This window comes from Streptomyces sp. HUAS MG91, assembly GCF_040529335.1.
Taxonomy (GTDB): domain Bacteria; phylum Actinomycetota; class Actinomycetes; order Streptomycetales; family Streptomycetaceae; genus Streptomyces; species Streptomyces tabacisoli.
Genome location: NZ_CP159534.1, coordinates 1,606,136 through 1,630,789, shown reverse-complemented (window position 1 = coordinate 1,630,789; position 24,654 = coordinate 1,606,136). Strand labels below are relative to the sequence as shown.

Here is a 24,654-nt window from a genome sequence, read left to right as displayed (position 1 = left end):
CCGTCGCACCTCAGGGAGCACTTTCATGGCCTCGTTGCCGACGCCCGCATCCGCCGCCACTGATCCCCGCGCTCGCGTGGACGCCCTACGGCAGGCCCTCGCCTCCCGTGTCGTGGTCGCCGACGGTGCGATGGGCACCATGCTGCAGGCGCAGGATCCCACGCTCGAGGACTTCCAGGACCTCGAGGGCTGCAACGAGATCCTCAACGTCACGCGCCCGGACATCGTCCGCTCCGTCCACGAGGCGTACTACGCCGTCGGAGTGGACTGCGTCGAGACCAACACCTTCGGCTCCAACTTCACCGCGGCCACCGAGTACGAGATCGCCGACCGGATCGTCGAGCTGTCCGAGGCCGGCGCGCGGATCGCCCGCGAGGTCGCCGACGAATTCACCGCGAACACCGGACAGCAGCGCTTCGTCCTCGGCTCGATCGGCCCCGGCACCAAGCTGCCCTCCCTCGGCCACATCGACTACGCCACGATCCGCGACGGCTACCAGCAGAACGCCGAGGGCCTGCTCGCCGGCGGCGCGGACGCGCTGATCGTCGAGACCAGCCAGGACCTGCTCCAGACCAAGTCGTCCCTGATCGGCGCCCGCCGCGCCATGGACGCCCTCGGCGTCTCGGTCCCGCTGATCTGCTCCCTCGCCTTCGAGACCACCGGCGTGATGCTGCTCGGCTCGGAGATCGGCGCGGCGCTGACCGCCCTGGAGCCGCTCGGCATCGACCTGATCGGCCTGAACTGCTCCACCGGTCCGGCCGAGATGAGCGAGCACCTGCGCTACCTCGCGCAGCACTCCACGACTCCGCTGATGTGCATGCCGAACGCCGGTCTGCCCATCCTCGGCAAGGACGGCGCGCACTTCCCGCTCACCCCGCCGGAGATGGCGGACGCGCAGGAGAACTTCATCAACAGCTACGGCCTCCAGCTGGTCGGCGGCTGCTGCGGCTCCACCCCCGAGCACCTGCGCCAGGTCGTGGAGCGGGTCCGCGAGATGACCCCGCCCGAGCGCAGCCCGCGCCCCGAGCCGGGTGCCGCCTCGCTCTATCAGACGGTGCCGTTCCGTCAGGACACCGCGTATCTGGCGATCGGGGAGCGGACGAACGCCAATGGTTCGAAGAAGTTCCGTGAGGCGATGCTGGAGGCCCGCTGGGACGACTGTGTCGAGATGGCGCGTGACCAGATCCGTGAGGGCGCGCACATGCTCGACCTGTGCGTCGACTATGTGGGCCGCGACGGTGTCGCCGACATGAAGGAGCTGGCGGGCCGTTTCGCCACCGCCTCCACCCTGCCGGTCGTCCTGGACTCCACCGAGGTCCCCGTCCTCCAGGCCGGCCTGGAGATGCTGGGCGGCCGCGCGGTCATCAACTCCGTCAATTACGAGGACGGCGACGGCCCCGAGTCGCGGTTCGCGAAGGTCACCCGGCTGGCGCGGGAGCACGGGGCGGCGCTGATCGCGCTGACCATCGACGAGGAGGGCCAGGCCCGCACGGTCGAGCACAAGGTCGCCATCGCCGAGCGCCTCATCGCCGATCTGACGACGAACTGGGGGATCCGTGAGTCGGACATCCTCATCGACACCCTGACCTTCACCATCTGCACCGGTCAGGAGGAGTCCCGGGGCGACGGCATCGCCACCATCGGGGCGATCCGCGAGCTGAAGAAGCGCCACCCGGACGTGCAGACCACGCTGGGGTTGTCGAACATCTCCTTCGGCCTGAACCCGGCCGCCCGCATCGTGCTGAACTCGGTGTTCCTGGACGAGTGTGTGAAGGCGGGTCTGGACTCGGCGATCGTGCATGCCTCGAAGATCCTGCCGATCGCGCGGTTCGACGAGGAGCAGGTCACCACCGCCCTGGACCTGATCTACGACCGGCGCAGCGAGGGTTATGACCCGTTGCAGAAGCTGATGGCGCTCTTCGAGGGCGCCACCGCCAAGTCCCTCAAGGCCGGCAAGGCCGAGGAGCTGGCGGCGCTGCCGCTGGAGGAGCGCCTTAAGCGGCGCATCATCGACGGTGAGAAGAACGGCCTGGAGGCCGACCTCGACGACGCCCTGTCGACCACCCCGGCGCTGGACATCGTCAACGACACGCTGCTCGAGGGCATGAAGGTGGTCGGTGAGCTGTTCGGCTCCGGGCAGATGCAGCTGCCGTTCGTGCTGCAGTCCGCCGAGGTGATGAAGAACGCGGTGGCCTATCTGGAGCCGCACATGGAGAAGTCGGACTCCGAGGGCAAGGGCACCATCGTGCTGGCCACGGTGCGCGGCGACGTCCACGACATCGGCAAGAACCTCGTCGACATCATCCTGTCGAACAACGGCTACAACGTGGTCAATCTGGGCATCAAGCAGCCGGTCTCGGCGATCCTGGACGCGGCCGCGGAGCACCGGGCCGACGTGATCGGCATGTCCGGTCTGCTGGTCAAGTCCACGGTGATCATGAAGGAGAACCTTCAGGAGCTGAACCAGCGCAAGCTGGCGGCCGACTACCCGGTGATCCTCGGCGGCGCCGCCCTCACCCGCGCCTACGTCGAGCAGGACCTGCACGAAATCTATGAGGGCGAAGTCCGCTACGCCCGCGACGCGTTCGAGGGCCTGCGTCTGATGGACGCCCTGATCGCGGTCAAGCGCGGCGTCCCCGGCGCCACCCTGCCCGAACTGAAGCAGCGCCGGGTCAGGGCCGCCGCCGTGACCGTCGAGGAGCAGCCCGACGAGGGCCCGGTGCGCTCGGACGTCGCCGTCGACAACCCGGTGCCGGAGCCGCCCTTCTGGGGCACCCGCGTCATCAAGGGCATCCAGCTCAAGGAGTACGCCTCCTGGCTCGACGAGGGCGCCCTGTTCAAGGGCCAGTGGGGCCTGAAGCAGGCGCGCACCGGTGACGGACCGACCTACGAGGAGCTGGTGGAGAGCGAGGGCCGCCCGCGGCTGCGCGGCTGGCTCGACGAGCTGCACACCAAGAACATGCTGGAAGCGGCCGTCGTGCACGGCTACTTCCCCTGCGTCTCCAAGGGCGACGACCTGATCATCCTCGACGACGACGGCAACGAGCGGACCCGCTTCTCCTTCCCGCGCCAGCGCCGCGGCCGCCGCCTGTGCCTGGCCGACTTCTTCCGCCCTGAAGAGTCCGGCGAGACCGACGTCGTCGGCCTCCAGGTCGTCACCGTCGGCTCGAGGATCGGCGAGGCCACCGCCGAGCTGTTCGCCGCGAACTCCTACCGCGACTACCTCGAACTGCACGGCCTGTCCGTGCAGTTGGCCGAGGCCCTCGCCGAGTACTGGCACGCCCGCGTCCGCTCCGAGCTGGGCTTCTCCGGCGAGGACCCCGCCGAGATGGAGGACATGTTCGCCCTGAAGTACCGGGGCGCCCGCTTCTCCCTCGGCTACGGCGCCTGCCCCAACCTGGAGGACCGCGCCAAGATCGCCGACCTGCTCCAGCCGGAGCGGATCGGCGTCCACCTCAGCGAGGAGTTCCAGCTCCACCCCGAGCAGTCCACCGACGCCATCGTCATCCATCACCCCGAGGCGAAGTACTTCAACGCGCGGTAATCGGGAGCAGTCGTACACTGGTCCGTCCAGCGCAGGCCGGTCCCCGCAAGGGGGCCGGCCTCTTCGTCCCTCATGGAGGTGTGCCCGGATGACCAGTACGGTCCCCGCACTCGGTACCCGAACGGCCGAAGGGTCTGCCCTTCAGGCCGTACTCCTCGACATGGACGGGACCCTCGTCGACACCGAGGGGTTCTGGTGGGACGCGGAATCCGCCGTCTTCGCCGACCTCGGGCACACCCTCGACCCGGCCTGGAAGCAGGTCGTCGTCGGCGGCCCCATGACCCGCAGCGCGGGCTTCCTCATCGAGGCGACCGGTGCCGACATCTCCGTGCCCGAGGTGTCCGTGCTGCTCAACGACGCCTTCGAGCGGCGCATCGGGCAGAACCTGCCGCTGATGCCGGGCGCCGCGCGGCTGCTCGGCGAACTCGCCGCCCAGCGGGTGCCGACCGCGCTCGTCTCCGCCTCCCACCGGCGCATCATCGACCGCGTCCTGCACTCGCTCGGCCCCGCCAACTTCCACCTCACCATCGCCGGCGACGAGGTCGCCCGCACCAAGCCGCACCCCGACCCGTATCTGATCGCCGCCGCCGGACTCGGCGCCGCACCGGAGCGCTGCGCCGTCATCGAGGACACCGCCACCGGGGTCGCCGCCGCCGAGGCCGCCGGCTGCCACGTCGTCGCCGTCCCGTCCGTCGCCCCCATCGAGCCGGCCCACCGGCGCACCGTCGTGCCCTCCCTCGAACACGTCAACCTGCCTTTCCTGCACGGCCTCATGACGCCCTGACAGGCGGCCCGCGCCGCGCGCCGCGGCCGGAGAGCGGCCGAAGTGCCGCACGCGTCAAATGAGTTGGTTGTGTGACCTTTCCCACTTCCCCGTGGGTCGACAGGTCCGCCCGGGCGTGCTGGGTGTCCCCTTTCGGCCCGCTCGGGCGTGCCCATGTGTCCCGATTGGTCGCCCCCTGCGATGAACCTTCCTCCTGAGGCGTTTTCGGTGCGTCCACACCCGGTTTCACAGCGTGATGGGCGCCCGGAACCGGCGCATGTGAGACCCGGTGGCGCGCACATTAATCTCGTCGCGAGAACATCGCCCCACCCCTCGTGCTCCAGTCGCCCACTCCGCGCCGGACTCGAGTGGGTCAAGCTCTGGAGAACGTCGAGCATGAACCGCAAGACTCTGGTGCTGTCGGCCGTCGTCGGCCTGCTCGCCCCTGCGCTGGCCGCGTGCGGAGGCTCGGACAGCGGTAGTGGTGGCGATGCCATCGTGGTGGGTACGACCGACCAGTTCGAGCTCACCCCCGACACCCCGGCCCCGTTCGACCCGGCGTACTCCTACGACGCGGGCGTGTGGAACGTGCTGCAGCAGACCCTGCAGACCCTCGTGGCGGTGCCCAAGGGCGGCGGCGAGCCGACCCCGGAGGCGGCGGAGAGCTGCGGGTTCACCGACAGCGGCAGCGAGCGCTACGCGTGCAAGCTGCGGGACGGCCTGCAGTTCTCCGACGGCACGCCGGTCACGGCGGCCGACGTGAAGTACTCGATCGACCGCGTCCGCGGCATCGACAGCGACAGCGGTATCGCGGGTCTGCTCTCGACGATCGACACCGTCGAGGTCGTCGGCAAGCGCGAGGTCGTCTTCCACCTCAACACGCCGGACGCGACCTTCCCGTACAAGCTGACCACCCCGGCCGCCGCCCTCGTCAACCCCGACGACTACGCGAAGAACAAGCTCCGCGACGGCTTCGACATCAGCGGGTCCGGCGTCTACACGCTGAAGACCGAGGTCAAGGACAAGAAGGTCGTCAAGGCGACCTTCAGCAAGAACCCGCACTACAAGGGCCAGTTCAAGGTCAACAGCGACACGGTCGAGATGCGCTCGATGTCCAGCGCCGAGGCCATGGAGACCGCCCTCGAAAAGGGCGACATCGACGTCATGGGCCGGACGCTGACGCCCGATCAGATCGCCAAGTACTCGGCCAAGGTGCCCGACGGCGTCAACTTCGTCGCGACGCAGGGCCTGGAGACCAACTTCCTCGGCTTCTCGCTCAAGCAGGGCCAGGTGGGCGACAAGGCCGTCCGCCAGGCGATCGCCCAGGTCGTCGACCGCGGGCAGATAGCCTCCGAGGCGTACAAGTCGACCTCCCAGTCGCTGTACTCGCTCGTCCCCGCCGGCGTCGTGGGCCACGCCAACTCGTTCTTCAACCAGTACAACGACCCGGACAAGGCGAAGGCGGCCGAGATCCTGCACCGGGCGGGCATCACCACGCCCGTCAAGCTCTCGCTGCACTACACGCAGGACCACTACGGCCCGGTCATGAAGAAGCAGTTCGAGCTGCTGGCCCAGCAGCTCGACGACAGCGGCCTGTTCAAGACCGAGATCCACGAGACCAAGAAGTGGAGCAAGTTCCGCGCCGAGGAGCTGGCCGGCAAGTACCAGGTCTACGGCATGGGCTGGGTCGCCGACTTCCCCGACGCCGACAACTTCCTGGCGCCGTTCCTCGACAAGGACAACTTCCTCGCGTCGACGTACACGAACTCCACCATCACGCGCGACCTCATCCCCGCCTCGCGCCGTGAGTCCGACCGCGCGGCCGCGTCCAAGACGCTGAAGCGGATCCAGGACATGGTCGCCGACGACGTCCCGATGCTGCCGCTGACCCAGAGCAAGCAGTACATCGCCGCCGGCGACGACATCACCGGCGCCGAGTGGGCCCTGTCCGCCACCTCGCTGCTCCAGCTCTGGGAGCTGGGCCGCGGCGTCAGCGGCTGATCCCGTCCCCGTACGCACATGAAGGCGGCGGCCACCGAAAGGTGACCGCCGCCTTCACGCTGTCGTCAGGACTACTGGGCGCCCGGCCGGACGAGCCCGCTCTCGTACGCGTACACCGCCGCCTGCACCCGGTCGCGCAGTCCCAGCTTCGTCAGCACATGGCCGACATGGGTCTTCACCGTCGTCTCGCTCACGAACAGGTCGGCGGCGATCTCCGCGTTCGACAGCCCGCGCGCGACCAGCTTGAGCACCTCGACCTCGCGCTCGGTCAGCGTGTGCAGCGTGTCCGGAACCGGCTCGTCGCCCGACGGCAGATGGTCCGCGTACTTGTCGAGCAGCCGGCGCGTGATGCTCGGCGCCAGCATCGCCTCACCGGCGGCCACCACCCGGATCGCCTGCACCAGCTCATTGGCCGGGGCGTCCTTGAGGAGGAAGCCACTGGCACCCGCCTTCAGCGCCTCCACGACGTACTCGTCCAGATCGAAGGTCGTGAGGACCAGCACCTTCGCCGGGCCGTCCCGCCCCGGACCGGTGATCTGCCGGGTCGCCTCGACCCCGTCCATCCGCGGCATCCGGATGTCCATCAGCACCACATCGGGCTGCAGCGCGCGCACCTGATCGAGCGCCTGGAGGCCGTCCCCGGCCTCACCGACGACCGCGATGTCCTGCTCGGCCTCCAGAATCATCCGGAAACCCGTACGCAGCAGAGGCTGGTCGTCGACCAGTAGGACACGGATCGCCACGAAACACTCCTTCGATAGTCCGGGCCCATTCTGCCCTGCTACGCCTCGCCCGACTCGGCCACCCTGACCGACTCCTGCGCGGGCGGCGGCACGGCCGCCACGATCTGCAGCGGATAGGGCGGGGGAGTACCCCCGAATTCCGGACAGACGGCCTGGTGATCGCACCAGCCGCACAGCTTCGTCGGCCGCGGCCGCCAGTCCCCGCTCTCCGTGGCCAGCTGGATCGCCTCCCACAGCGCGTGCAGCTTCCGCTCCACCCGCTCCAGGTCGGAGACGACCGGGTCGTACGTGATGACGTCCCCGCTCCCGAGATACACGAGCTGCAGGCGCCGCGGCACGACGCCCTTCAGCCGCCACACCACCAGCGCGTAGAACTTCATCTGGAACAGGGCGCCCTCGGCGTACTCGGGGCGGGGCGCCTTGCCCGTCTTGTAGTCGACGATCCGCACGTCACCGGTCGGCGCCACGTCGACCCGGTCGATGATCCCGCGCAGCTTGAGTCCCGACTCCAGCTCGGCCTCGACGAACAGCTCCCGCTCGGCGGGCTCCAGACGCGTCGGGTCCTCCAGCGTGAACCAGCGCTCGACCAGCCGCTCGGCGTCCCCGAGCCAGCGGGCCATCCGCTCGCCCGCGGCACCCTCGTCGGTATCCGCGAACAGCTCGGCCAGCTCCGGCCGCGCCTCCCGCAGCCGGTCCCACTGCCCCGGAATCAGCGACTTGGCGCGCGACGCCGTCCGCTCCAGGGCCGGGGCGTCGAAGAGCCGCTCCAGCACGGCATGGACCAGGGTGCCTCTGGTCGCCGCCTCGCTCGGCTTCTCCGGCAGCTTGTCGATCACCCGGAACCGGTACAGCAACGGGCACTGCATGAAATCGCTCGCGCGCGAGGGCGACAGCGAGGCCGGCCGCGCGGCGGGCTTCTCGGGGCCGCTCTCAGCGCCCGTCTTCGTACTGGTCTCCATGCCTCACCACGTTACGGCCCGCCACCGACAGTCAGGCACCCGCGCGTTCCACCGCGTCTTGCGTAGCGTGGGCCGGGGGAGTCGGCGGGGGCCGACGGACCCCGTCCGCATACCATCGACGCCAGAACGTCCCGCCCGGCGGCGGGAGACGCTCGAACGAGGGGACCGAGGGATCACCGTGGACGAGAGCGGGCAGCCGCAGTCCGGCACCGGCGAGGCGACGCCGCCCGCGGAGCACACCGGGGCGCGTCCCGCGACGGACCGGGCCGACGCCATGGCCGAGCGCCCGGGCTCCGCCCCGGACGACACACCCCACCAGGACACCGCCCCACCGGCACCGGGCTCCGCACCCGACGAGCCCGACCCGAAGGAGCCGGCTTCCCGGCCCTCGACGGTCCCGGTCGGCCCGGCGGCTTCCGGCGGTCCGTCGCCCTCGCAGGGCGCGTCGGCCCCGGACGAAGCGCCGGCCGAGCCGTCCGCCACCGGTGCGCGGCCCGGGCCCGCCGAGCAGCCGGAGACCGCCGAGGCGCCCGCGCCCGGTGAGCAGCCGGCACCCGAGGCCCACGCGACGACCGGCGCCCACCCGGGCACCGGCAGCCCCTACGACCGGCACCCCGAGCGCGCCGCCGCCACCTCCGGGCGGCGCAAGGGGCCCGCCAAACCGCCCGAGCCGCGCGGCGGCCTGCTGATGGGCCGCCCCTTCGGCGTGCCGGTCTATGTGGCGCCCAGCTGGTTCCTCGTCGCCGCACTCATCACCTGGGTGTTCGGCGGCCAGCTCGACCGCGTGCTGCCGGACCTCGGCGCCGCCCGCTACCTGGTCGCCCTCTTCTTCGCCGTCGCCTTCTACGCCTCCGTGCTCGTCCACGAACTGGCCCACACCGTCGCGGCCCTGCGCTTCAAGCTCCCGGTCCGCCGGATCCGGCTGCAGTTCTTCGGCGGGGTGTCGGAGATCGAGAAGGAGTCGGAGACCCCGGGCCGCGAGTTCGTCCTCGCCTTCGTCGGCCCGCTCCTCTCCCTGGTCCTCGCCGGCGTCTTCTACCTGGCCATGAAGGCCGTCGAGCCGGGCACGGTGCCGGGCGTGCTGCTCGCCGGGCTGATGATCTCGAACCTCATCGTCGCCGCGTTCAACCTGCTGCCCGGCCTGCCCCTGGACGGCGGCCGGATGCTGCGCGCCGTCGTCTGGAAGATCACCGGCAAGCCCATGAGCGGCACGATCGCCGCCGCCTGGGTCGGCCGCGCCCTCGCCATCGCGGTCCTCATCGGCCTGCCGCTGCTCACCCAGACCGACGCCCTGGGCTCGAACACCCAGGACACGAGCAGCATGGACACCGTCACCGACGCGCTGCTGGCCGCCATCCTCGCCGCGATCATCTGGACCGGCGCCGGCAACAGCCTGCGCATGGCCCGGCTGCGCGAACACCTGCCCGAGCTGCGCGCCCGCAGCCTGACCCGGCGCGCGGTGCCCGTCGAGCACACCACCCCGCTCTCCGAGGCCCTGCGCCGGGCGAACGAGGCGGGGGCGCGCGCCCTGGTCGTCGTCGACCCCGACGGCGAACCCCGCTCGATCGTCCGCGAGGCCGCCATCGTCGGCGTCCCCGAGCACCGCCGCCCCTGGGTCCCGGTCAGCGGCCTCGCCCACGACCTCACCGACGGCATGCGCGTCTCGGCGGAGCTCGCCGGAGAAGAACTCCTCGACACCCTCCGCGCGACCCCGGCGACCGAGTACCTGGTGGTCGAGGAGAACGGCGCGATCTACGGCGTCCTCTCCGCGGCCGACGTCGAACGCGCCTTCGTGAAGGCGATGGCCCGCCCCAACTGACAGTGGTCGGCGTCCCGCCCGGCGCCCGGTATTCTGGTCACATGTCCGAACCGACCGGTGCCGCCCGCCGACGCGGGCCCTTCAAGGTCGGGGACCAGGTTCAGCTGACCGACCCCAAGGGCCGCCACTACACGTTCACGCTCGAAGAGGGAAAGAACTTCCACACCCACAAGGGTTCCTTCCCGCACGACGAGCTGATCGGCGCACCCGAGGGCAGCGTTGTCCGCACCACCGGAAACGTCGCCTATCTGGCGCTGCGCCCCCTGCTCCCCGACTATGTCCTGTCCATGCCCCGCGGCGCCGCCGTGGTCTACCCCAAGGACGCGGGGCAGATCCTGGCCTTCGCCGACATCTTCCCCGGCGCGCGCGTCGTCGAGGCGGGGGTGGGCTCCGGCTCGCTGAGCAGCTTCCTGCTGCGCGCCATCGGCGACGAGGGCATGCTGCACTCGTACGAGCGCCGCGAGGACTTCGCCGAGATCGCCAAGGGGAACGTCGAGCGCTACTTCGGCGGCCCGCACCCCGCCTGGCAGCTCACCGTCGGCGACCTCCAGGACAACCTGTCCGACGGCGACGTCGACCGCGTCATCCTCGACATGCTCGCCCCCTGGGAGTGCCTGGACGTCGTCAAGAAGGCGCTCGTCCCCGGCGGCATCCTCTGCTGCTACGTGGCGACCACCACCCAGCTGGCCCGCACCGTGGAGTCCATCCGCGAGATCGGCTGCTTCAACGAGCCGACCTCCTGGGAGTCGATGATCCGCAACTGGCACGTGGAGGGCCTCGCCGTCCGCCCCGACCACCGGATGATCGGCCACACCGGCTTCCTGCTCACCGCCCGCCGCCTCGCGGACGGCGTCGAGCCGCCCATGCGCCGCCGCCGCCCCGCCAAGGGCGCCTACGGCGAGGACTACGAGGGTCCGAACGCGGACGGTGGCGCCCGCGGCCGCTGAGCCGGGCCCGACACCCGTACCACCGCACAACGCACCGACGCCGCCACCGAGTTCCCCGTCCCGTACGGGAACTCGGTGGCGGCGTTCGTACGTTGACCCTCCGGCAGCACTGAGCCCGGAGCGCACCAGGGAAAACAGGCGACCCCGCCGTTCCCCTCCAGTGTGACGTATGGCACGATGCTGGCCATTCCCACCGGCACAGCCCTCACAGGAGACGCTCCTAGTGCAGCAGCCCCCCCGGCAGACGATTCCGGAACTGGCGCACACCACCACCCGTCCCATCCACTGGCTCGCCACCGCGGCGGCCCTCGCCGGCGTCGTGGCACTCTCGGGCTTCCTGCAGCCCGGCTCCGCCACCGCGGCCCAGGCGGACACCGCGTCACCCGCCGCGCACGGCGCGGCCGTCGCTCCGCCCGACGCGGCGAAGGCCGACTTCCCGCTGGACTGCGGGCCCGTCAAGGTCCTCGTCCAGAAGAAGGCCACCGGCGACCTCGACGGCGACGGCAGACCCGAGACGGTCGCGGTCGTCCGCTGCGACGCCGGCTCCGGCACCCCGCCGAACGGCGTGTACGTGCTGACCCGCGCCGCCGACGGCAAGCCCCGCGTCGTCGCCACCCTCGTCGACCCGAAGGACTCCTTCACGGTCACCGACCTCGCGGTGCGCGACGGAGCCGTCACGGCGGCCCTCGACGGCTACTCGTCGCCCGACGTGCCCCGCTACCGCCCCGACGTCCACGAGAAGGCCAAGTGGCAGTGGCGGAACGGGACGTTCGTCCGCTCCACCCCCGCGGCCGCGCAGAGCGCCTGACCCCGCGCGCGAAAGGGCCCCGCACACCCGGTGTGCGGGGCCCTCTCGACAGCTACCGGCGGCCCTCCGGCCACCCCGCGCTCACTCCGCGTCCGGCCCGTAGACCTCGACACTGTCCGAAACGCGTCGTACATGGATACAGTCGCCCGGGCACTCCTTCGCGGAGGCCACCACGTCCGTGAGGAGCGGCAGCGGCACCGGCGTCGAGGCCCCCGGCTGCTGGAGCAACTCGTCGTCGGCGTCCTTCACATAGGCGAGCCCGTCGATGTCCAACTCGAAGACCTCGGGCGCGTACTGGGCACAGATCCCGTCGCCGGTGCACAGATCCTGGTCGATCCAGACCTCCAGCGCCTCACTGGTGTCGGTGCCGGATCCGGCCTCTTGCTGCACGGTCATGATCTCCTGCCACTTCCTGTGTCCCGCTCTGCCGCACTGTCCGGAAACCGACTTCACAGAAGCAAGTCGGGCCAGCCCTGACGGGTGTTGAACACTTCGACCCTACAACCGCTCGCTTTCCGATGTTGTTGGGTGGGTATTCCACTGGCGTGAGGGAGAGCGCAAGGGTGAAGATCGGACACACCTCGACCGTCTTTGTGATCTAGGGGTTTCAATCGACACCCGCCCAGGTAGGGTCTGGAAGCGTCCAGCTCCCCTTGGAGGAGGTGAGGACCGTGGCAGCCCACGACGACGACATCAACCGCGGCATCCGCCCGGGACGAGGGTCCGACGACCCTGCCGGACAGATTGCCTATCTCGAGCAGGAAATCGCCGTCCTGCGGCGCAAGCTCGCCGACTCTCCGCGTCATACGAGGATTCTCGAAGAGCGGATCGTCGAGTTGCAGACCAACCTGGCCGGCGTGTCCGCCCAGAACGAACGGCTCGCCAATACGCTCCGCGAGGCCCGCGACCAGATCGTGGCCCTCAAGGAGGAAGTCGACCGGCTCGCACAGCCGCCGGCCGGCTTCGGAGTCTTCCTCACGGCGAATGAGGACGGCACCGCCGACATCTTCACCGGCGGCCGCAAACTCCGGGTGAACGTGAGCCCGAGCGTCGATCTCGACGAGCTTCGGCGCGGCCAGGAAGTAATGCTCAACGAAGCGCTCAACGTGGTCGAGGCCATGGAGTACGAGAGCGTGGGCGACATCGTCACCCTCAAGGAGATCCTTGAGGACGGCGAGCGCGCCCTCGTCACCGGGCACACCGACGAGGAGCGGGTGGTGAGGCTCGCCGAGCCTCTGCTGGACGTCACCATCCGCCCCGGCGACGCCCTTCTTCTCGAACCCCGATCCGGCTATGTCTACGAGGTCGTACCGAAGAGCGAAGTGGAGGAGCTGGTCCTCGAAGAGGTCCCGGACATCGGCTACGACCAGATCGGCGGCCTGGGCAACCAGATCGAACTGATCCGCGACGCGGTCGAGCTGCCCTACCTCTACCCGGACCTCTACCGGGAGCACGAGCTGCGGCCGCCCAAGGGCGTCCTGCTCTACGGGCCCCCCGGATGCGGCAAGACCCTCATCGCGAAGGCGGTCGCCAATTCCCTCGCCAAGAAGGTCGCCGAGGTGACCGGACAGGGCCAGGGCAAGAGCTTCTTCCTGAACATCAAGGGTCCCGAGCTGCTCAACAAGTACGTCGGTGAGACCGAGCGGCAGATCCGGCTCGTCTTCCAGCGCGCCCGTGAGAAGGCCAGCGAGGGCACCCCCGTCATCGTCTTCTTCGACGAGATGGAATCCCTCTTCCGCACCCGTGGCTCCGGTGTCAGCTCGGACGTGGAGAACACCATCGTCCCGCAGCTGCTCGCCGAGATCGACGGCGTGGAGGGCCTGCAGAACGTCGTGGTGATCGGCGCCTCCAACCGCGAGGACATGATCGACCCCGCCATCCTGCGCCCCGGCCGCCTCGACGTGAAGATCAAGATCGAGCGCCCGGACGCCGAAGCGGCCAAGGACATCTTCGGCAAGTACCTCACCGACCGCCTGCCGCTGCACACCGAGGACCTCGGCGAGCACGGCAGCGACAAGGCCGCCACGGTCCACGCCATGATCCAGACGGCCGTGGAGCACATGTACGCGGAATCCGAGGAGAACCGCTTCCTCGAGGTCACGTACGCCAATGGCGACAAGGAAGTCCTGTACTTCAAGGACTTCAACTCGGGCGCGATGATCGAGAACATCGTGGGCCGCGCCAAGAAGATGGCCATCAAGCAATTCCTCGACCAGAATCAGAAGGGCCTCAGGGTCTCCCACCTCCTCCAGGCTTGCATCGACGAGTTCAAGGAGAACGAGGACCTGCCCAACACCACCAACCCCGACGACTGGGCCCGGATCTCCGGAAAGAAGGGCGAGCGGATCGTTTACATCCGCACGCTCGTCACCGGAAAGCAGGGCGCGGACACCGGACGCTCCATCGACACGGTGGCGAACACCGGTCAGTACCTGTAAAAAGCAGGTTGGCTGCGGGTGCCCGGACCGGGTACCCGCAGCCCACTGTTTTTCCAGGCAACTATCGGGCACCACCACGCGACCGCCCGCCCGACGTCGGAGCAAAGCAATGACGCAAATGATCTCCCCACCAGCGCAAAGGCGTTCTAGGCTCTTCTCTGCCGCCGAGTCGCGCCGTGCGGGGACGGGCACCGCACACGCACCGGAGAACCAGCGGTACTTGAGCGCCGCCCCCGACCGAGGGCGCCGCCGGGCAAGGAGGGCCGCATGACCGTACGGCGAGTAATGGGCATCGAGACCGAGTACGGCATCTCCGTGCCCGGCCACCCCAACGCCAATGCCATGCTCACCTCGTCCCAGATCGTCAACGCCTACGCCGCGGCGATGCACCGGGCCCGCCGGGCCCGCTGGGACTTCGAGGAGGAGAACCCGCTGCGCGACGCCCGAGGCTTCGACCTCGCGCGGGAGGCCGCCGACTCCAGCCAGCTCACCGACGAGGACATCGGCCTGGCCAATGTCATCCTGACCAACGGCGCGCGCCTCTACGTCGACCACGCGCACCCCGAGTACAGCTCCCCGGAGATCACCAATCCGCGGGACGCCGTCCTGTGGGACAAGGCCGGCGAGCGCATCATGGCCGAGGCCGCGGAGCGGGCCGCCCAGCTGCCCGGGGCCCAGCCCATCCACCTCTACAAGAACAACACCGACAACAAGGGCGCCTCCTACGGGACGCACGAGAACTACCTGATGAAGCGGGAGACCCCCTTCTCGGACATCGTGCGCCACCTGACGCCCTTCTTCGTCTCCCGCCAGGTCGTCACCGGCGCCGGCCGCGTCGGCATCGGTCAGGACGGCCACGAGCACGGGTTCCAGATCAGCCAGCGCTCCGACTACTTCGAGGTCGAGGTCGGTCTGGAGACCACGCTCAAGCGGCCCATCATCAACACGCGCGACGAGCCCCACTCGGACGCCGAGAAGTACCGGCGCCTGCACGTGATCATCGGCGACGCGAACCTCTCCGAGATCTCGACCTACCTCAAGCTCGGCACCACGGCCCTGGTCCTGTCCATGATCGAGGACGGGTTCATCGCCGTGGACCTGGCGGTCGACCAGCCCGTCCGCACCCTCCACCAGGTCTCCCACGACCCGACCCTCCAGCACCTGATCACCCTGCGCAGCGGCCGCACCCTCACCGCGGTCCAGCTCCAGATGGAGTACTACGAGCTGGCCAGGAAGTACGTCGAGGAGCGCTTCGGCGCCGACGCCGACGACCAGACCAAGGACGTCCTGTCCCGCTGGGAGGACGTCCTCGGCCGCCTGGAGACCGATCCGATGAGCCTGTCCGGCGAGCTGGACTGGGTCACCAAGCGGGAGCTGATGGAGGGCTACCGGCGCCGGGACGGCCTCGACTGGGACGCGGCCAAGCTGCACCTCCTCGACCTCCAGTACGCCGACGTACGCGCCGAGAAGGGCCTGTACAACCGTCTGGCGGCCCGGGGCAAGATGAAGCGGCTCCTGGACGAGGCGGAGGTCGAGCGGGCCCGTACGCAGCCGCCGGAGGACACCCGGGCGTACTTCCGCGGCCGCTGCCTGGAGCAGTACGCGGACGACGTCGCGGCGGCCTCCTGGGACTCGGTCATCTTCGACCTGCCGGGCCGGGACTCGCTCCAGCGCGTCCCAACCCTCGAACCCCTTCGCGGGACGCGTAATCACGTGAAGGAGCTGCTCGACCGGTGCCGGACGGCCGAGGATCTGGTCCGGGTCCTGTCCGGCGGCTGATCCGCGGCTGAAAACCCGGGCGAAGGGGAATCACAGAGGTGGGCCCCGCATTGGACGAAGTGCGGGGCCGATGTCAGAGCCGACAAGTAGGGTTCTGATCACGAACGACCTGTATCTCGAACCGAGCGGGGTGAGCTGAGATGGCGACCAAGGACACCGGCGGCGGGCAGCAGAAGGCGACGCGTTCCACCGAGGAGGTCGAGGAGCAGGCGACTGACGCGCAGGGCTCCGAGGATCTCAAGGAGCGCCAGGAGAAGCTGAGCGACGACGTCGACTCGGTTCTGGACGAGATCGACGACGTCCTGGAGGAGAACGCCGAGGACTTCGTGCGTTCGTTCGTTCAGAAGGGTGGACAGTAGTCCACGCATGTGAACGACGTCTTCTGATGGCTGTGACGGGCGGCAGGACTCTGGTGCGTCCTGCGCCCGCGGAAAGACCATGTGGATCACTGCCCCGAGGCGGGTAGGGTCCGTGGCGTAATGTGCTTCAACTGCAATTCGGCCATCGGCAAGTTGGGAGACGCTCCCGACGCTGCACGGAGGCTCGCCGCTTACTTGGAAGGAAACGTGTGGAAGCCAACCCCCGTAGCACCGGGCGTCTACCAGCTGCCTTCCTGACGCCTGGGTCGTCGTCCTTCATGGACTTCCTGTCCGAGCATCAGCCCGAAATGCTGCCGGGGAACCGGCAGTTGCCGCCGACGCAGGGTGTCATCGAGGCCCCGCACGGCACGACCATCGTCTCCGTCACCTTCCCCGGCGGCGTGGTGCTCGCCGGTGACCGGCGGGCGACGATGGGCAATGTCATCGCGCAGCGCGACATCGAGAAGGTCTTCCCGGCCGACGAGTACTCGGCCGTCGGCATCGCCGGCACCGCCGGTCTCGCCGTCGAGATGGTCAAGCTCTTCCAGCTGGAGCTGGAGCACTTCGAGAAGGTCGAGGGCGCCCAGCTGTCGCTGGAGGGCAAGGCCAACAGGCTGTCGACCATGATCCGGTCGAACCTGGGGATGGCCATGCAGGGGCTCGCCGTCGTGCCGCTGTTCGCCGGGTACGACGTGGACCGCGAGAAGGGCCGCATCTTCTCGTACGACGTCACCGGCGGCCGGAGTGAGGAGCACGGATTCGCCGCGACCGGTTCCGGTTCGGTGTTCGCGCGGGGAGCGATGAAGAAGCTCTACCGCGAGAACCTGACGGAGGAGCAGGCGACGACGCTGGTCGTGCAGGCGCTGTACGACGCGGCGGACGACGACTCGGCGACGGGCGGCCCCGACGTGGCGCGGCGGATCTTCCCGATCGTCACGGTGATCACGGACGACGGATTCCGCCGTCTCACCGACGACGAGTCGGCGGAGATCGCCCGGTCGATCCTGGAGCGGCGCCTCGAGCAGCCGGACGGTCCGCGCGCCGCCCTGCTGTGAGCCGCCCCCTCTTTGCTGCCTACTCACTGAGTCACTGACAGAAAGGGACGGATAGCCGGTGTCGACGCCGTTCTATGTCTCACCCCAGCAGGCGATGGCCGACCGCGCGGAGTACGCGCGCAAGGGCATCGCCCGCGGTCGCAGCCTGGTCGTGCTGCAGTACGCCGACGGCATCGTGTTCGTCGGCGAGAACCCGTCCCGTGCGCTGCACAAGTTCAGCGAGATCTACGACCGGATCGGCTTCGCGGCCGCCGGCAAGTACAACGAGTACGAGAACCTGCGGATCGGCGGTGTGCGCTACGCGGACCTGCGCGGCTACACGTACGACCGGGACGACGTGACCGCACGCGGCCTGGCGAACGTGTACGCGCAGACGCTGGGCACCATCTTCTCCAGCGCGGGCGAGAAGCCGTACGAGGTGGAGCTGGTCGTCGCCGAGGTGGGGGAGACCCCCGAGGGCGACCAGATCTACCGGCTCCCGCACGACGGCTCGATCGTCGACGAGCACGGCTCGGTCGCGGTCGGGGGAAACGCGGAGCAGATCAGCACCTTCCTCGACCAGCGGCACCAGGACGGCATGACGCTGTCCGAGGCGCTGAAGCTGGCCGTGCAGGGACTGTCGCGGGACACCAACGGGAGCGAGCGGGAGATCCCCGCGGAGCGCCTGGAGGTGGCGGTCCTCGACCGCACCCGGCCGCAGCAGCGGAAGTTCAAGCGGATCGCGGGGCGGCAGCTGTCCAGGCTGCTCACCGCCGAGGGCGCCGCCGCCACCACGGAGGCGGAGTCGGACGCCGTCTCGGACGAGAGCTCGTCCGACGACTAGGACGTAGCGAACATGTGTGCCCCGGCCGGTTGCCGAACCGGCCGGGGCACCTGTGTGTCAGGCGTCGGCCGGCGCGGGGCCGGTCGAGCCGCGCACGATCAGCTCGACGGGGAGCGGTGTGGTCTCGGGCGTGCGGCCGTCGAGCACGGCGAGGAGCGCCGTCATGCCCCGCTCGCCGAACGCCTCCGCGGGCAGCCGCACGGTGGTGAGTTCGGGTTCGATCGCCGTCGCCAGTGACAGGTCGTCGAAGCCGGTGACGGAGAGGTCGTCGGGAACGCGCAGGCCCGCGCGGCGGGCGGCCTTGTAGGCGCCGGCGGCGAGTTTGTCGTCGTCGCAGACCACGGCGGTGGGGCGGCGGACGGGGTCCGCGTCGTGCAGGGCGTGGCGCATCGCCGTGACGGCGGCCTCGACGGTGAGGTCGGAGCGGACCGTGCGGACGGTCGTGCCGGGCACCCGGGCGGTGCGGGCGGCCAGTTCGGCGGCGCGGACGTCGAAGGTCCAGGAGTCGACGGCCGAGGCGAGGTGCAGGAAGCGCCGGTGGCCGTGGCCGAGCAGATGGTCGGTGATCCGGCGCATGCCGTCGGCGAGGTCGAGGTTGACGGTGGTGGCGCCGGGGGCGCCGGCCGGGTCGCTGTCGAGCATGACGAGCGGGAGGTCGTCGCCGCGCAGGGCGGTGACGGCGCCGGCGGCCATGGAGGAGGCGAGGATGCCGTCGAGGGCGGCGCGGGCGCTGGGGAAGGGGTCGCGGGCCGGGCCGATGCCGTCGGGGGAGGGGTAGAGGACCACGCCGAAGTCGTGCCGGGCCGCGACGCGGGCGGCGCCGGTGTAGACGCCCGCGAAGAACTCGTTGGTGAGTGCGGGCACGACGAGGAGCGCGGTGCGGGTGCGGCCGAGGCGGAGGTTGCGGGCCGCGAGGTTGGGCCGGTAGCCGAGCCGGTCCGCGGCGGCCCGGACGCGCTCGGCGGTGGTCTCGGCGACCCGGCCGCGCCATTTGCCGCCCATGACGAGGGAGACGGCGGCCTGCGAGACGCCGGCCGCCCGCGCCACGTCCCGGCTGGTGGGGCGGGTGCCGCCCGCTCCGGCCGCCGTCGTGTCGGTGCCGCTGGTCACTGGTGCCTCCGTGCGTGTCGTGCCGTGGTCCCGGGGTCGTCGACGTTATCGGGTGGCCCTTGTCGCAGCGTACGTGGTACGTATAACGGCGCGACGTTATACGTATTACTACAGGGTGACCGGCCCGCCTCGGGACGGTCGGCGAGGACAGGGTGGGGCGATGGCCGCGGGGTATGCGGAGATCCTCAGGGCGCGGCACGCGATGCGGCTGCTCACGGGGACGTTGGTGGGCAGGCTGCCCAACGCCACGGCGGCGATCGCCATCGTGCTGTTCGTCCGGGACGAGGGCGGCACGTACAGCCTGGCGGGCGCCCTCGCGGCGGTGTACGGGGTGGCGAACGCGATCGGGCAGCCGCTGCTCGGCCGCCTCGTGGACCTGCGCGGCCAGCCGAAGGTGCAGCTGCCGGCGGCGGTGCTGTCCGGCCTGGCCATGAGCGTGTTCGCGTTCGCCGGGACCGGTTCGCTGCCGCTCGCGTACGCGGCCGTGGCCGCGGCCGGGCTGTTCACCCCGCCGCTGGAGGGCGGACTGCGGGCGCTGTGGCCGAGCGTGCTGCCCCGCGAGGAGCAGGTGCACACGGCGTACGCGATGGACGCGATTGCCCAGGAAGTGATGTTCACCGTCGGCCCGTTGCTCGTGACGGTCTGCGTGTCGCTGTGGTCGGCGCAGGCGGCGCTCGTCGTCCTGAACGTGATCGGGGTGCTGGGTGCCCTGTCGGTCGTCGTGTCCCGGCCCTCCCGCGCCTGGCGCTCGGCGCCGCGCGAGGCGCACTGGCTGGGCGCGCTGCGCTCGCCGGGCCTGGTGGTGCTGCTCGCCGCGTTCCTGTTCGTCGGGCTCGCGCTCGGGTCGATCACCGTCGCCGGTGTCAGCTACGCGGACGGCAACGGCGGGGACGCCACGTACGGCTGGATGATGGCGGCGCTCGGGCTCGGCGCGCTCGTCGGCGGCACGGTGTACGGCGCTCGGCAGTGGAGCGGCGCCCCGGAAGCGCGGCTGCGGTGGCTGGTGGCCCTGCTCGCCCTGTTCTACGTGCCGCTGGTGCTGATGCCCGGACCCGTGGCGATGGTGGGCCTGAGCGCGGTGGCGGGCGTCTTCCTCGCGCCGTGCATCGCCTGCGCGTTCATCGTCGTGGACCGGCACGCCCCGCGCGGGACGGTGACGGAGGCGTTCTCCTGGCTCGTGACGACGTTCACGGTCGGGGCCAGCGTGGGAACGGCCGTCGCGGGGCCGGTCGTCGAGTGGGGCGGCACCCGCTGGGGCTTCGCCGTGCCGGCGGCGACGGGGGCCGCGGCGCTGCTCGTTCTGCTGGCCACGGGCAGGGTCCTCGCGGCACCGCGCATGCCCGGGCGTGTCGCGGTCTCATCGGAAAATGATCCAAACCGTGCTGTCGAACCCCGTTTCAGCACGCGGGATCGGGCGTAATGTTCAGTCATGGACCGCCGCATTTTCGGGCTGGAGAACGAGTACGGCGTCACATGTACGTTCAGGGGACAGCGCCGCCTGTCTCCTGACGAGGTGGCGCGGTACCTCTTCCGCCGTGTCGTGTCATGGGGCCGCAGCAGCAATGTCTTTCTGCGGAACGGCGCCCGCCTCTATCTGGACGTGGGATCGCATCCGGAATACGCAACTCCCGAATGTGACAACGTGACCGAGCTGGTCACCCACGACAAAGCAGGCGAGCGCATTCTCGAAGGCTTGCTCGTCGACGCAGAGCGCCGTCTGCACGAGGAGGGCATCGCAGGCGACGTATACCTGTTCAAGAACAACACCGACTCGGCCGGCAACTCCTACGGCTGCCACGAGAATTACCTGGTGGCGCGGCACGGGGAGTTCTCGCGACTCGCGGACATTCTCATTCCGTTCCTGGTCACGCGTCAGTTGCTGTGCGGCGCGGGCAAGGTGCTGCAGACACCGCGCGGTGCCGTGTACTGCGTCAGTCAGCGCGCCGAGCACATCTGGGAGGGCGTCAGCTCCGCGACGACCCGCTCCCGGCCGATCATCAACACCCGCGACGAGCCGCACGCGGACGCCGAGCGCTACCGCAGGCTGCACGTCATCGTCGGCGACTCGAACATGTCCGAGACGACCATGCTCCTCAAGGTCGGCGCCACCGACCTCGTGCTGCGCATGATCGAGGCGGGCACGGTGATGCGCGACCTGACCCTGGAGAACCCGATCCGGGCCATCCGCGAGGTCAGCCACGACATCACGGGCCGCCGCAAGGTCCGCCTCGCCAGCGGCCGCGAGGCCTCGGCGCTGGAGGTCCAGCGCGAGTACTACGAGAAGGCCGTCGACTTCGTGGAGCGTCGGGGCATCCGCACCGGCACCGTCGACCAGGTCCTGGAGCTGTGGGGCCGCACGCTCGACGCGATCGAGGCGGAGGACCTCGACCGCATCGGCACCGAGATCGACTGGGTCATGAAGTACAAGCTCATCGAGCGGTACCGGGCCAAGCACAACATGACCATGTCGCACCCGAGGGTCGCGCAGATCGACCTCGCCTACCACGACATCCACCGCCGTCGTGGGCTCTACTACCTCCTGGAGAAGAAGGGCCAGGCCACGAGGATCTGCAACGACCTGAAGATCTTCGAGGGCAAGTCGGTGCCGCCGCAGACCACGCGCGCGCGGCTGCGCGGCGACTTCATCCGCCGGGCCCAGGAGCAGCGCCGTGACTTCACGGTCGACTGGGTGCACCTGAAGCTGAACGACCAGGCGCAGCGCACGGTGCTGTGCAAGGACCCGTTCCGCAGCGTGGACGACCGGGTGGAGAAGCTGATCGCGGGGATGTAGGTGACCGGTCGCACACGCGCCCGATCCACCCCGGGGCCTCGTACGAATCATTCGTACGAGGCCCTTCCGCGCTCTTGGAAACGGTGAGCGAGGGCCTACAGTGGCCGGACCGTATCCGAGCGACCTGAGGATCCCTGTGCGACGCCGACTTGCAGCTCTACTGATCGTGCCGGCACTGGCGCTGACCGCGACCGCCTGCGGCAGCGACGACGGCAAGAAGGACGCCGCGGACAAGGCGGACTCCTCCGCGCAGTCCACCGCCGTGCCCAAGCCGGTCGACACCGCGGACCCGATGCCGAAGGTCTCGGGCGCGTACGGCAAGACGGCCACGATCACGCTGCCCAAGAGCGACCCGAGCGACAAGTTCGTCGTGCACACGGTCTCCGAGGGCAGCGGTGCCACGGTGAAGAAGAACGACCTGGTGTCGTTCAACTACACCGGCAAGATCTGGAAGGGCGCCAAGGACCTCGGCTCGACCTACGGCGCGAAGGGCGGCGGTGACCAGCTCGTCACCGCGGGTGCCGCCGGCCAGTTCCCGGCGTTCGCCGACGCCGTCGTGGGCCAGAAGGAGGGCAGCCGCGTCCTCGTCGTGGCCCCGCCGGCCGCGGGCTTCGGCAGCCAGGGCAACCCGCAGTTCGGCGTCTCGGCCAAGGACACGCTGGTCTTCGCCGTGGACGTGAAGAAGGTGGAGCCCAAGAAGGTCGAGGGCACCCAGGCCGCCATTCCGTCGAACCTGCCGCAGATCAAGGCCGACGAGGAAGCCCCGGCCACGATCTCCGTGCCGAAGAACGACCCGCCGAAGAAGCTGGTCGACCAGGTGCTGATCAAGGGCAAGGGCGCCGAGATCAAGAGCGGCCAGAGCGTGAGCATGCAGTACAGCGGCGCGGTCTGGAAGCAGAACGAGGGCAAGGCGAAGGCCGCCCTGTTCGACTCCTCCTGGAACCGCGGCGGCCAGCCCTTCTCGACGACCATCGGCCAGGGCCAGGTCATCAAGGGCTGGGACACCGGCATCGTCGGCAAGCACGTCGGCGACCGGGTGCTCCTGGTGATCCCCGCCGACCAGGCCTACGGCAGCAAGGACCAGGGCAAGACGCTGCCGGCCAATTCGACGCTGGTCTTCGTCGTCGACATCCTCTCGGCGCACTGACCCGTCCTGTGATGGCAGACTGACCCGGTTGCCCAACAGCCAACAAGCAGGAGCAATTCACGTGAGCATCGACAAGCCCGAGGTCGACTTCCCCGTAGGCGAGCCGCCGGCGGACCTCCAGATCAAGGACATCTGGGAGGGCGAGGGCGCCGAGGCGAAGGCGGGCGACACCGTCTCCGTCCACTACGTGGGCGTGGCCTTCAGTTCCGGCGAGGAGTTCGACGCCTCCTGGAACCGCGGCACCCCGCTGCAGTTCCAGCTCGGTGCCGGCCAGGTCATCGCCGGCTGGGACAAGGGCGTGCAGGGCATGAAGGTCGGCGGCCGTCGCGAGCTGACCATCCCGGCGCACCTCGCGTACGGCGACCGTGGCGCGGGCGGCGGCCGGATCGCCCCCGGCGAGACGCTGATCTTCGTCTGCGACCTGGTCTCCGTCTGAGTCGGTCACCCGACGACCACAAGCGGTCACCAAAGAGCCCGTGCCTGATGGCACGGGCTCTTGCTCTGCCCCTGGCTTTTGTCACGACACCCCGGGGCGGTACGGTCGTCCGTCGGGAGCTTTACGGGGACCACGGGGAAAACACCAGGGGAAAGGGCGTCGATGGCGATTGCCAAGGCCGAGCGGCTGATGAATCTGGCGCTGTGTCTGCTCGGGACGCGCCGCCCGCTCAGCAAGCGCGAGCTGCGCGGCTCCATCGAGGCCTACCTGGAAGCCGGCAGCGACGACTCCTTCAACCGCATGTTCGAGCGCGACAAGGACGACCTGCGCGAGCTCGGCCTGGTCATCGAGACCGTGGAGAACCTGGACGGCGAGGTCGGCTATCTGGCCCGCCGCGACAGCAACCACCTGCCGCCGCTCACCCTCGACGCCGAGGAGGCCGCGGCCCTCGGGCTCGCCGCCAAGGTGTGGCAGCAGGCCCGCCTCGCCGGTGCCGCCAGCGGCGCCCTGCAGAAGCTGCGCGCCGCCGGGATGCCCGAGGACGTCGACCCCTACGAGAGCCACGGCGCGCTGGAACCCCGCATTCCCGCGCACGAGGCGTCCTTCGAACCGCTGATGCTGGCCTGCCGCGACCGGCGCCCCGTCGTCTTCGACTACCGCAAGGCGACCGCCGCCCGGCCCGAGCAACGGCATGTCGAGCCGTGGGCGCTCGAGTGCTGGCGCGGCCACTGGTACCTGGCGGGCTGGGACCGCGACCGGCAGGCCGAGCGGGTCTTCCGGCTGTCGCGGATCACCGGCAAGGTGCGCTCGCGCGCCGGACAGTTCACGGCGCCGGTGCCGGACGTCGTCACCGTCCGCGAGACCGTCGCGGGCTGGGCGGGCGAGACCGCCGACCGCTCCGCGCTGATCAGGCTGCGCGCGGACGCCGGCTATCCGCTGCGCGCCAAGGCCTCGTCCGTCCGCGCGCTGGGCGACGGCTGGGACGAGCTGGAGATTCCGTACGGGCACGGGCTCGACGCCTGGCTCGTGGAGTTCGGGCCGGACGTCGTGGTGCTCGAACCGGCCGAGCTGCGGGCCGACGTCGTCGACCGGCTGCGCGCCGTGGCCAAGGGCTGAGGGGAGTACGGAGAAC

The 24,654-nt window shown here is 69.9% G+C and carries 20 protein-coding genes and 1 pseudogene; 17 read left to right on the top strand and 4 right to left on the bottom strand.

All coding sequences use genetic code 11. From position 1 onward, the window contains the following. Positions 1 to 25 precede the first annotated feature (25 nt). From metH to ABII15_RS07590, 3 genes are all read left to right on the top strand, one after another. On the top strand, positions 26 to 3,544 hold the full coding sequence (metH, locus tag ABII15_RS07600; RefSeq protein WP_353941499.1) for a methionine synthase: 3,519 nt from the start codon (positions 26 to 28) through the stop codon (positions 3,542 to 3,544). 88 nt (positions 3,545 to 3,632) lie between these two features. Continuing rightward, the gene (locus ABII15_RS07595) at positions 3,633 to 4,328 is read left to right on the top strand and encodes an HAD family phosphatase (RefSeq protein ID WP_353941498.1); all 696 of its coding nucleotides are present in this window, start codon (positions 3,633 to 3,635) and stop codon (positions 4,326 to 4,328) included. A gap of 375 nt (positions 4,329 to 4,703) precedes the next feature. After that, positions 4,704 to 6,308 carry an ABC transporter substrate-binding protein gene (locus ABII15_RS07590; RefSeq protein WP_353941497.1) on the top strand — a complete coding sequence of 535 codons (1,605 nt, stop codon included), beginning with the start codon at positions 4,704 to 4,706 and terminating at the stop codon, positions 6,306 to 6,308. A gap of 71 nt (positions 6,309 to 6,379) precedes the next feature. Here ABII15_RS07590 and ABII15_RS07585 read toward each other — a convergent pair whose 3' ends face one another. Together ABII15_RS07585 and ABII15_RS07580 are read right to left on the bottom strand one after the other, a co-directional pair. Beyond that, a complete protein-coding gene (locus ABII15_RS07585; protein WP_111665813.1) occupies positions 6,380 to 7,051 on the bottom strand; it encodes a response regulator transcription factor in 672 nt (223 codons plus the stop codon). Positions 7,052 to 7,089: 38 nt separating this feature from the next. Further along, positions 7,090 to 8,010 (bottom strand): PD-(D/E)XK nuclease family protein, encoded by a 921-nt coding sequence (locus tag ABII15_RS07580; RefSeq protein WP_353941496.1) that lies wholly within the window; start codon positions 8,008 to 8,010, stop codon positions 7,090 to 7,092. Positions 8,011 to 8,188: 178 nt separating this feature from the next. Between ABII15_RS07580 and ABII15_RS07575 the strand changes: the two genes are divergently transcribed. From ABII15_RS07575 to ABII15_RS07565, 3 genes are all read left to right on the top strand, one after another. Further along, positions 8,189 to 9,829: a site-2 protease family protein gene (locus ABII15_RS07575; protein ID WP_353941495.1), complete on the top strand. Its 1,641-nt coding sequence runs from the start codon at positions 8,189 to 8,191 to the stop codon at positions 9,827 to 9,829. A gap of 41 nt (positions 9,830 to 9,870) precedes the next feature. Further along, positions 9,871 to 10,776, top strand: a complete 906-nt coding sequence (locus ABII15_RS07570) for a tRNA (adenine-N1)-methyltransferase (protein WP_111665810.1) — start codon at positions 9,871 to 9,873, stop codon at positions 10,774 to 10,776. 223 nt (positions 10,777 to 10,999) lie between these two features. Next, the gene (locus ABII15_RS07565; protein ID WP_353941494.1) at positions 11,000 to 11,584 is read left to right on the top strand and encodes a hypothetical protein; all 585 of its coding nucleotides are present in this window, start codon (positions 11,000 to 11,002) and stop codon (positions 11,582 to 11,584) included. Positions 11,585 to 11,665: 81 nt separating this feature from the next. Here ABII15_RS07565 and ABII15_RS07560 read toward each other — a convergent pair whose 3' ends face one another. Further along, a complete protein-coding gene (locus ABII15_RS07560) occupies positions 11,666 to 11,980 on the bottom strand; it encodes a ferredoxin (protein ID WP_353941493.1) in 315 nt (104 codons plus the stop codon). A 275-nt stretch (positions 11,981 to 12,255) separates the two neighbouring features. On the opposite strand from ABII15_RS07560, the gene arc reads away from it, so the two are divergent. From arc to prcA, 6 genes and pseudogenes are all read left to right on the top strand, one after another. Beyond that, a complete protein-coding gene (gene arc / locus ABII15_RS07555) occupies positions 12,256 to 14,022 on the top strand; it encodes a proteasome ATPase (protein ID WP_353941492.1) in 1,767 nt (588 codons plus the stop codon). Positions 14,023 to 14,289: 267 nt separating this feature from the next. Next, positions 14,290 to 15,801 (top strand): depupylase/deamidase Dop, encoded by a 1,512-nt coding sequence (gene dop / locus ABII15_RS07550; protein ID WP_351445848.1) that lies wholly within the window; start codon positions 14,290 to 14,292, stop codon positions 15,799 to 15,801. A gap of 140 nt (positions 15,802 to 15,941) precedes the next feature. After that, positions 15,942 to 16,160 carry a ubiquitin-like protein Pup gene (locus tag ABII15_RS07545; RefSeq protein WP_353941491.1) on the top strand — a complete coding sequence of 73 codons (219 nt, stop codon included), beginning with the start codon at positions 15,942 to 15,944 and terminating at the stop codon, positions 16,158 to 16,160. Between the two features lie 78 nt (positions 16,161 to 16,238). After that, a pseudogene (locus tag ABII15_RS07540) lies at positions 16,239 to 16,418 on the top strand (endonuclease domain-containing protein); the annotation flags it as partial. Next, positions 16,370 to 17,215, top strand: a complete 846-nt coding sequence (prcB, locus tag ABII15_RS07535; protein WP_353941490.1) for a proteasome subunit beta — start codon at positions 16,370 to 16,372, stop codon at positions 17,213 to 17,215. The pseudogene ABII15_RS07540 and the gene prcB, both read left to right, overlap by 49 nt. A 58-nt stretch (positions 17,216 to 17,273) precedes the next feature. Then, positions 17,274 to 18,038 carry a proteasome subunit alpha gene (prcA, locus tag ABII15_RS07530; RefSeq protein ID WP_353941489.1) on the top strand — a complete coding sequence of 255 codons (765 nt, stop codon included), beginning with the start codon at positions 17,274 to 17,276 and terminating at the stop codon, positions 18,036 to 18,038. Positions 18,039 to 18,095: 57 nt separating this feature from the next. On the opposite strand, the gene ABII15_RS07525 is transcribed toward prcA, so the two are convergent. Further along, on the bottom strand, positions 18,096 to 19,148 hold the full coding sequence (locus ABII15_RS07525; RefSeq protein ID WP_353941488.1) for a LacI family DNA-binding transcriptional regulator: 1,053 nt from the start codon (positions 19,146 to 19,148) through the stop codon (positions 18,096 to 18,098). A gap of 160 nt (positions 19,149 to 19,308) precedes the next feature. Between ABII15_RS07525 and ABII15_RS07520 the strand changes: the two genes are divergently transcribed. The 5 genes from ABII15_RS07520 to ABII15_RS07500 all read left to right on the top strand — a co-directional run bounded on the left by ABII15_RS07520 (position 19,309) and on the right by ABII15_RS07500 (position 24,638). Further along, the gene (locus ABII15_RS07520) at positions 19,309 to 20,568 is read left to right on the top strand and encodes an MFS transporter (RefSeq protein WP_353941487.1); all 1,260 of its coding nucleotides are present in this window, start codon (positions 19,309 to 19,311) and stop codon (positions 20,566 to 20,568) included. 9 nt (positions 20,569 to 20,577) lie between these two features. Continuing rightward, the gene (pafA, locus tag ABII15_RS07515; RefSeq protein ID WP_026246688.1) at positions 20,578 to 21,939 is read left to right on the top strand and encodes a Pup--protein ligase; all 1,362 of its coding nucleotides are present in this window, start codon (positions 20,578 to 20,580) and stop codon (positions 21,937 to 21,939) included. A gap of 136 nt (positions 21,940 to 22,075) precedes the next feature. Beyond that, entirely contained in the window at positions 22,076 to 23,086 is a 1,011-nt protein-coding gene (locus ABII15_RS07510; RefSeq protein WP_353941486.1) for an FKBP-type peptidyl-prolyl cis-trans isomerase, read from the top strand. A gap of 61 nt (positions 23,087 to 23,147) precedes the next feature. Next, positions 23,148 to 23,522, top strand: coding sequence for an FKBP-type peptidyl-prolyl cis-trans isomerase (locus ABII15_RS07505; RefSeq protein WP_353941485.1), 375 nt, complete (start codon positions 23,148 to 23,150; stop codon positions 23,520 to 23,522). A 162-nt stretch (positions 23,523 to 23,684) separates the two neighbouring features. Beyond that, entirely contained in the window at positions 23,685 to 24,638 is a 954-nt protein-coding gene (locus tag ABII15_RS07500) for a WYL domain-containing protein (RefSeq protein WP_353941484.1), read from the top strand. The last annotated feature ends 16 nt before the right edge of the window (positions 24,639 to 24,654 follow it).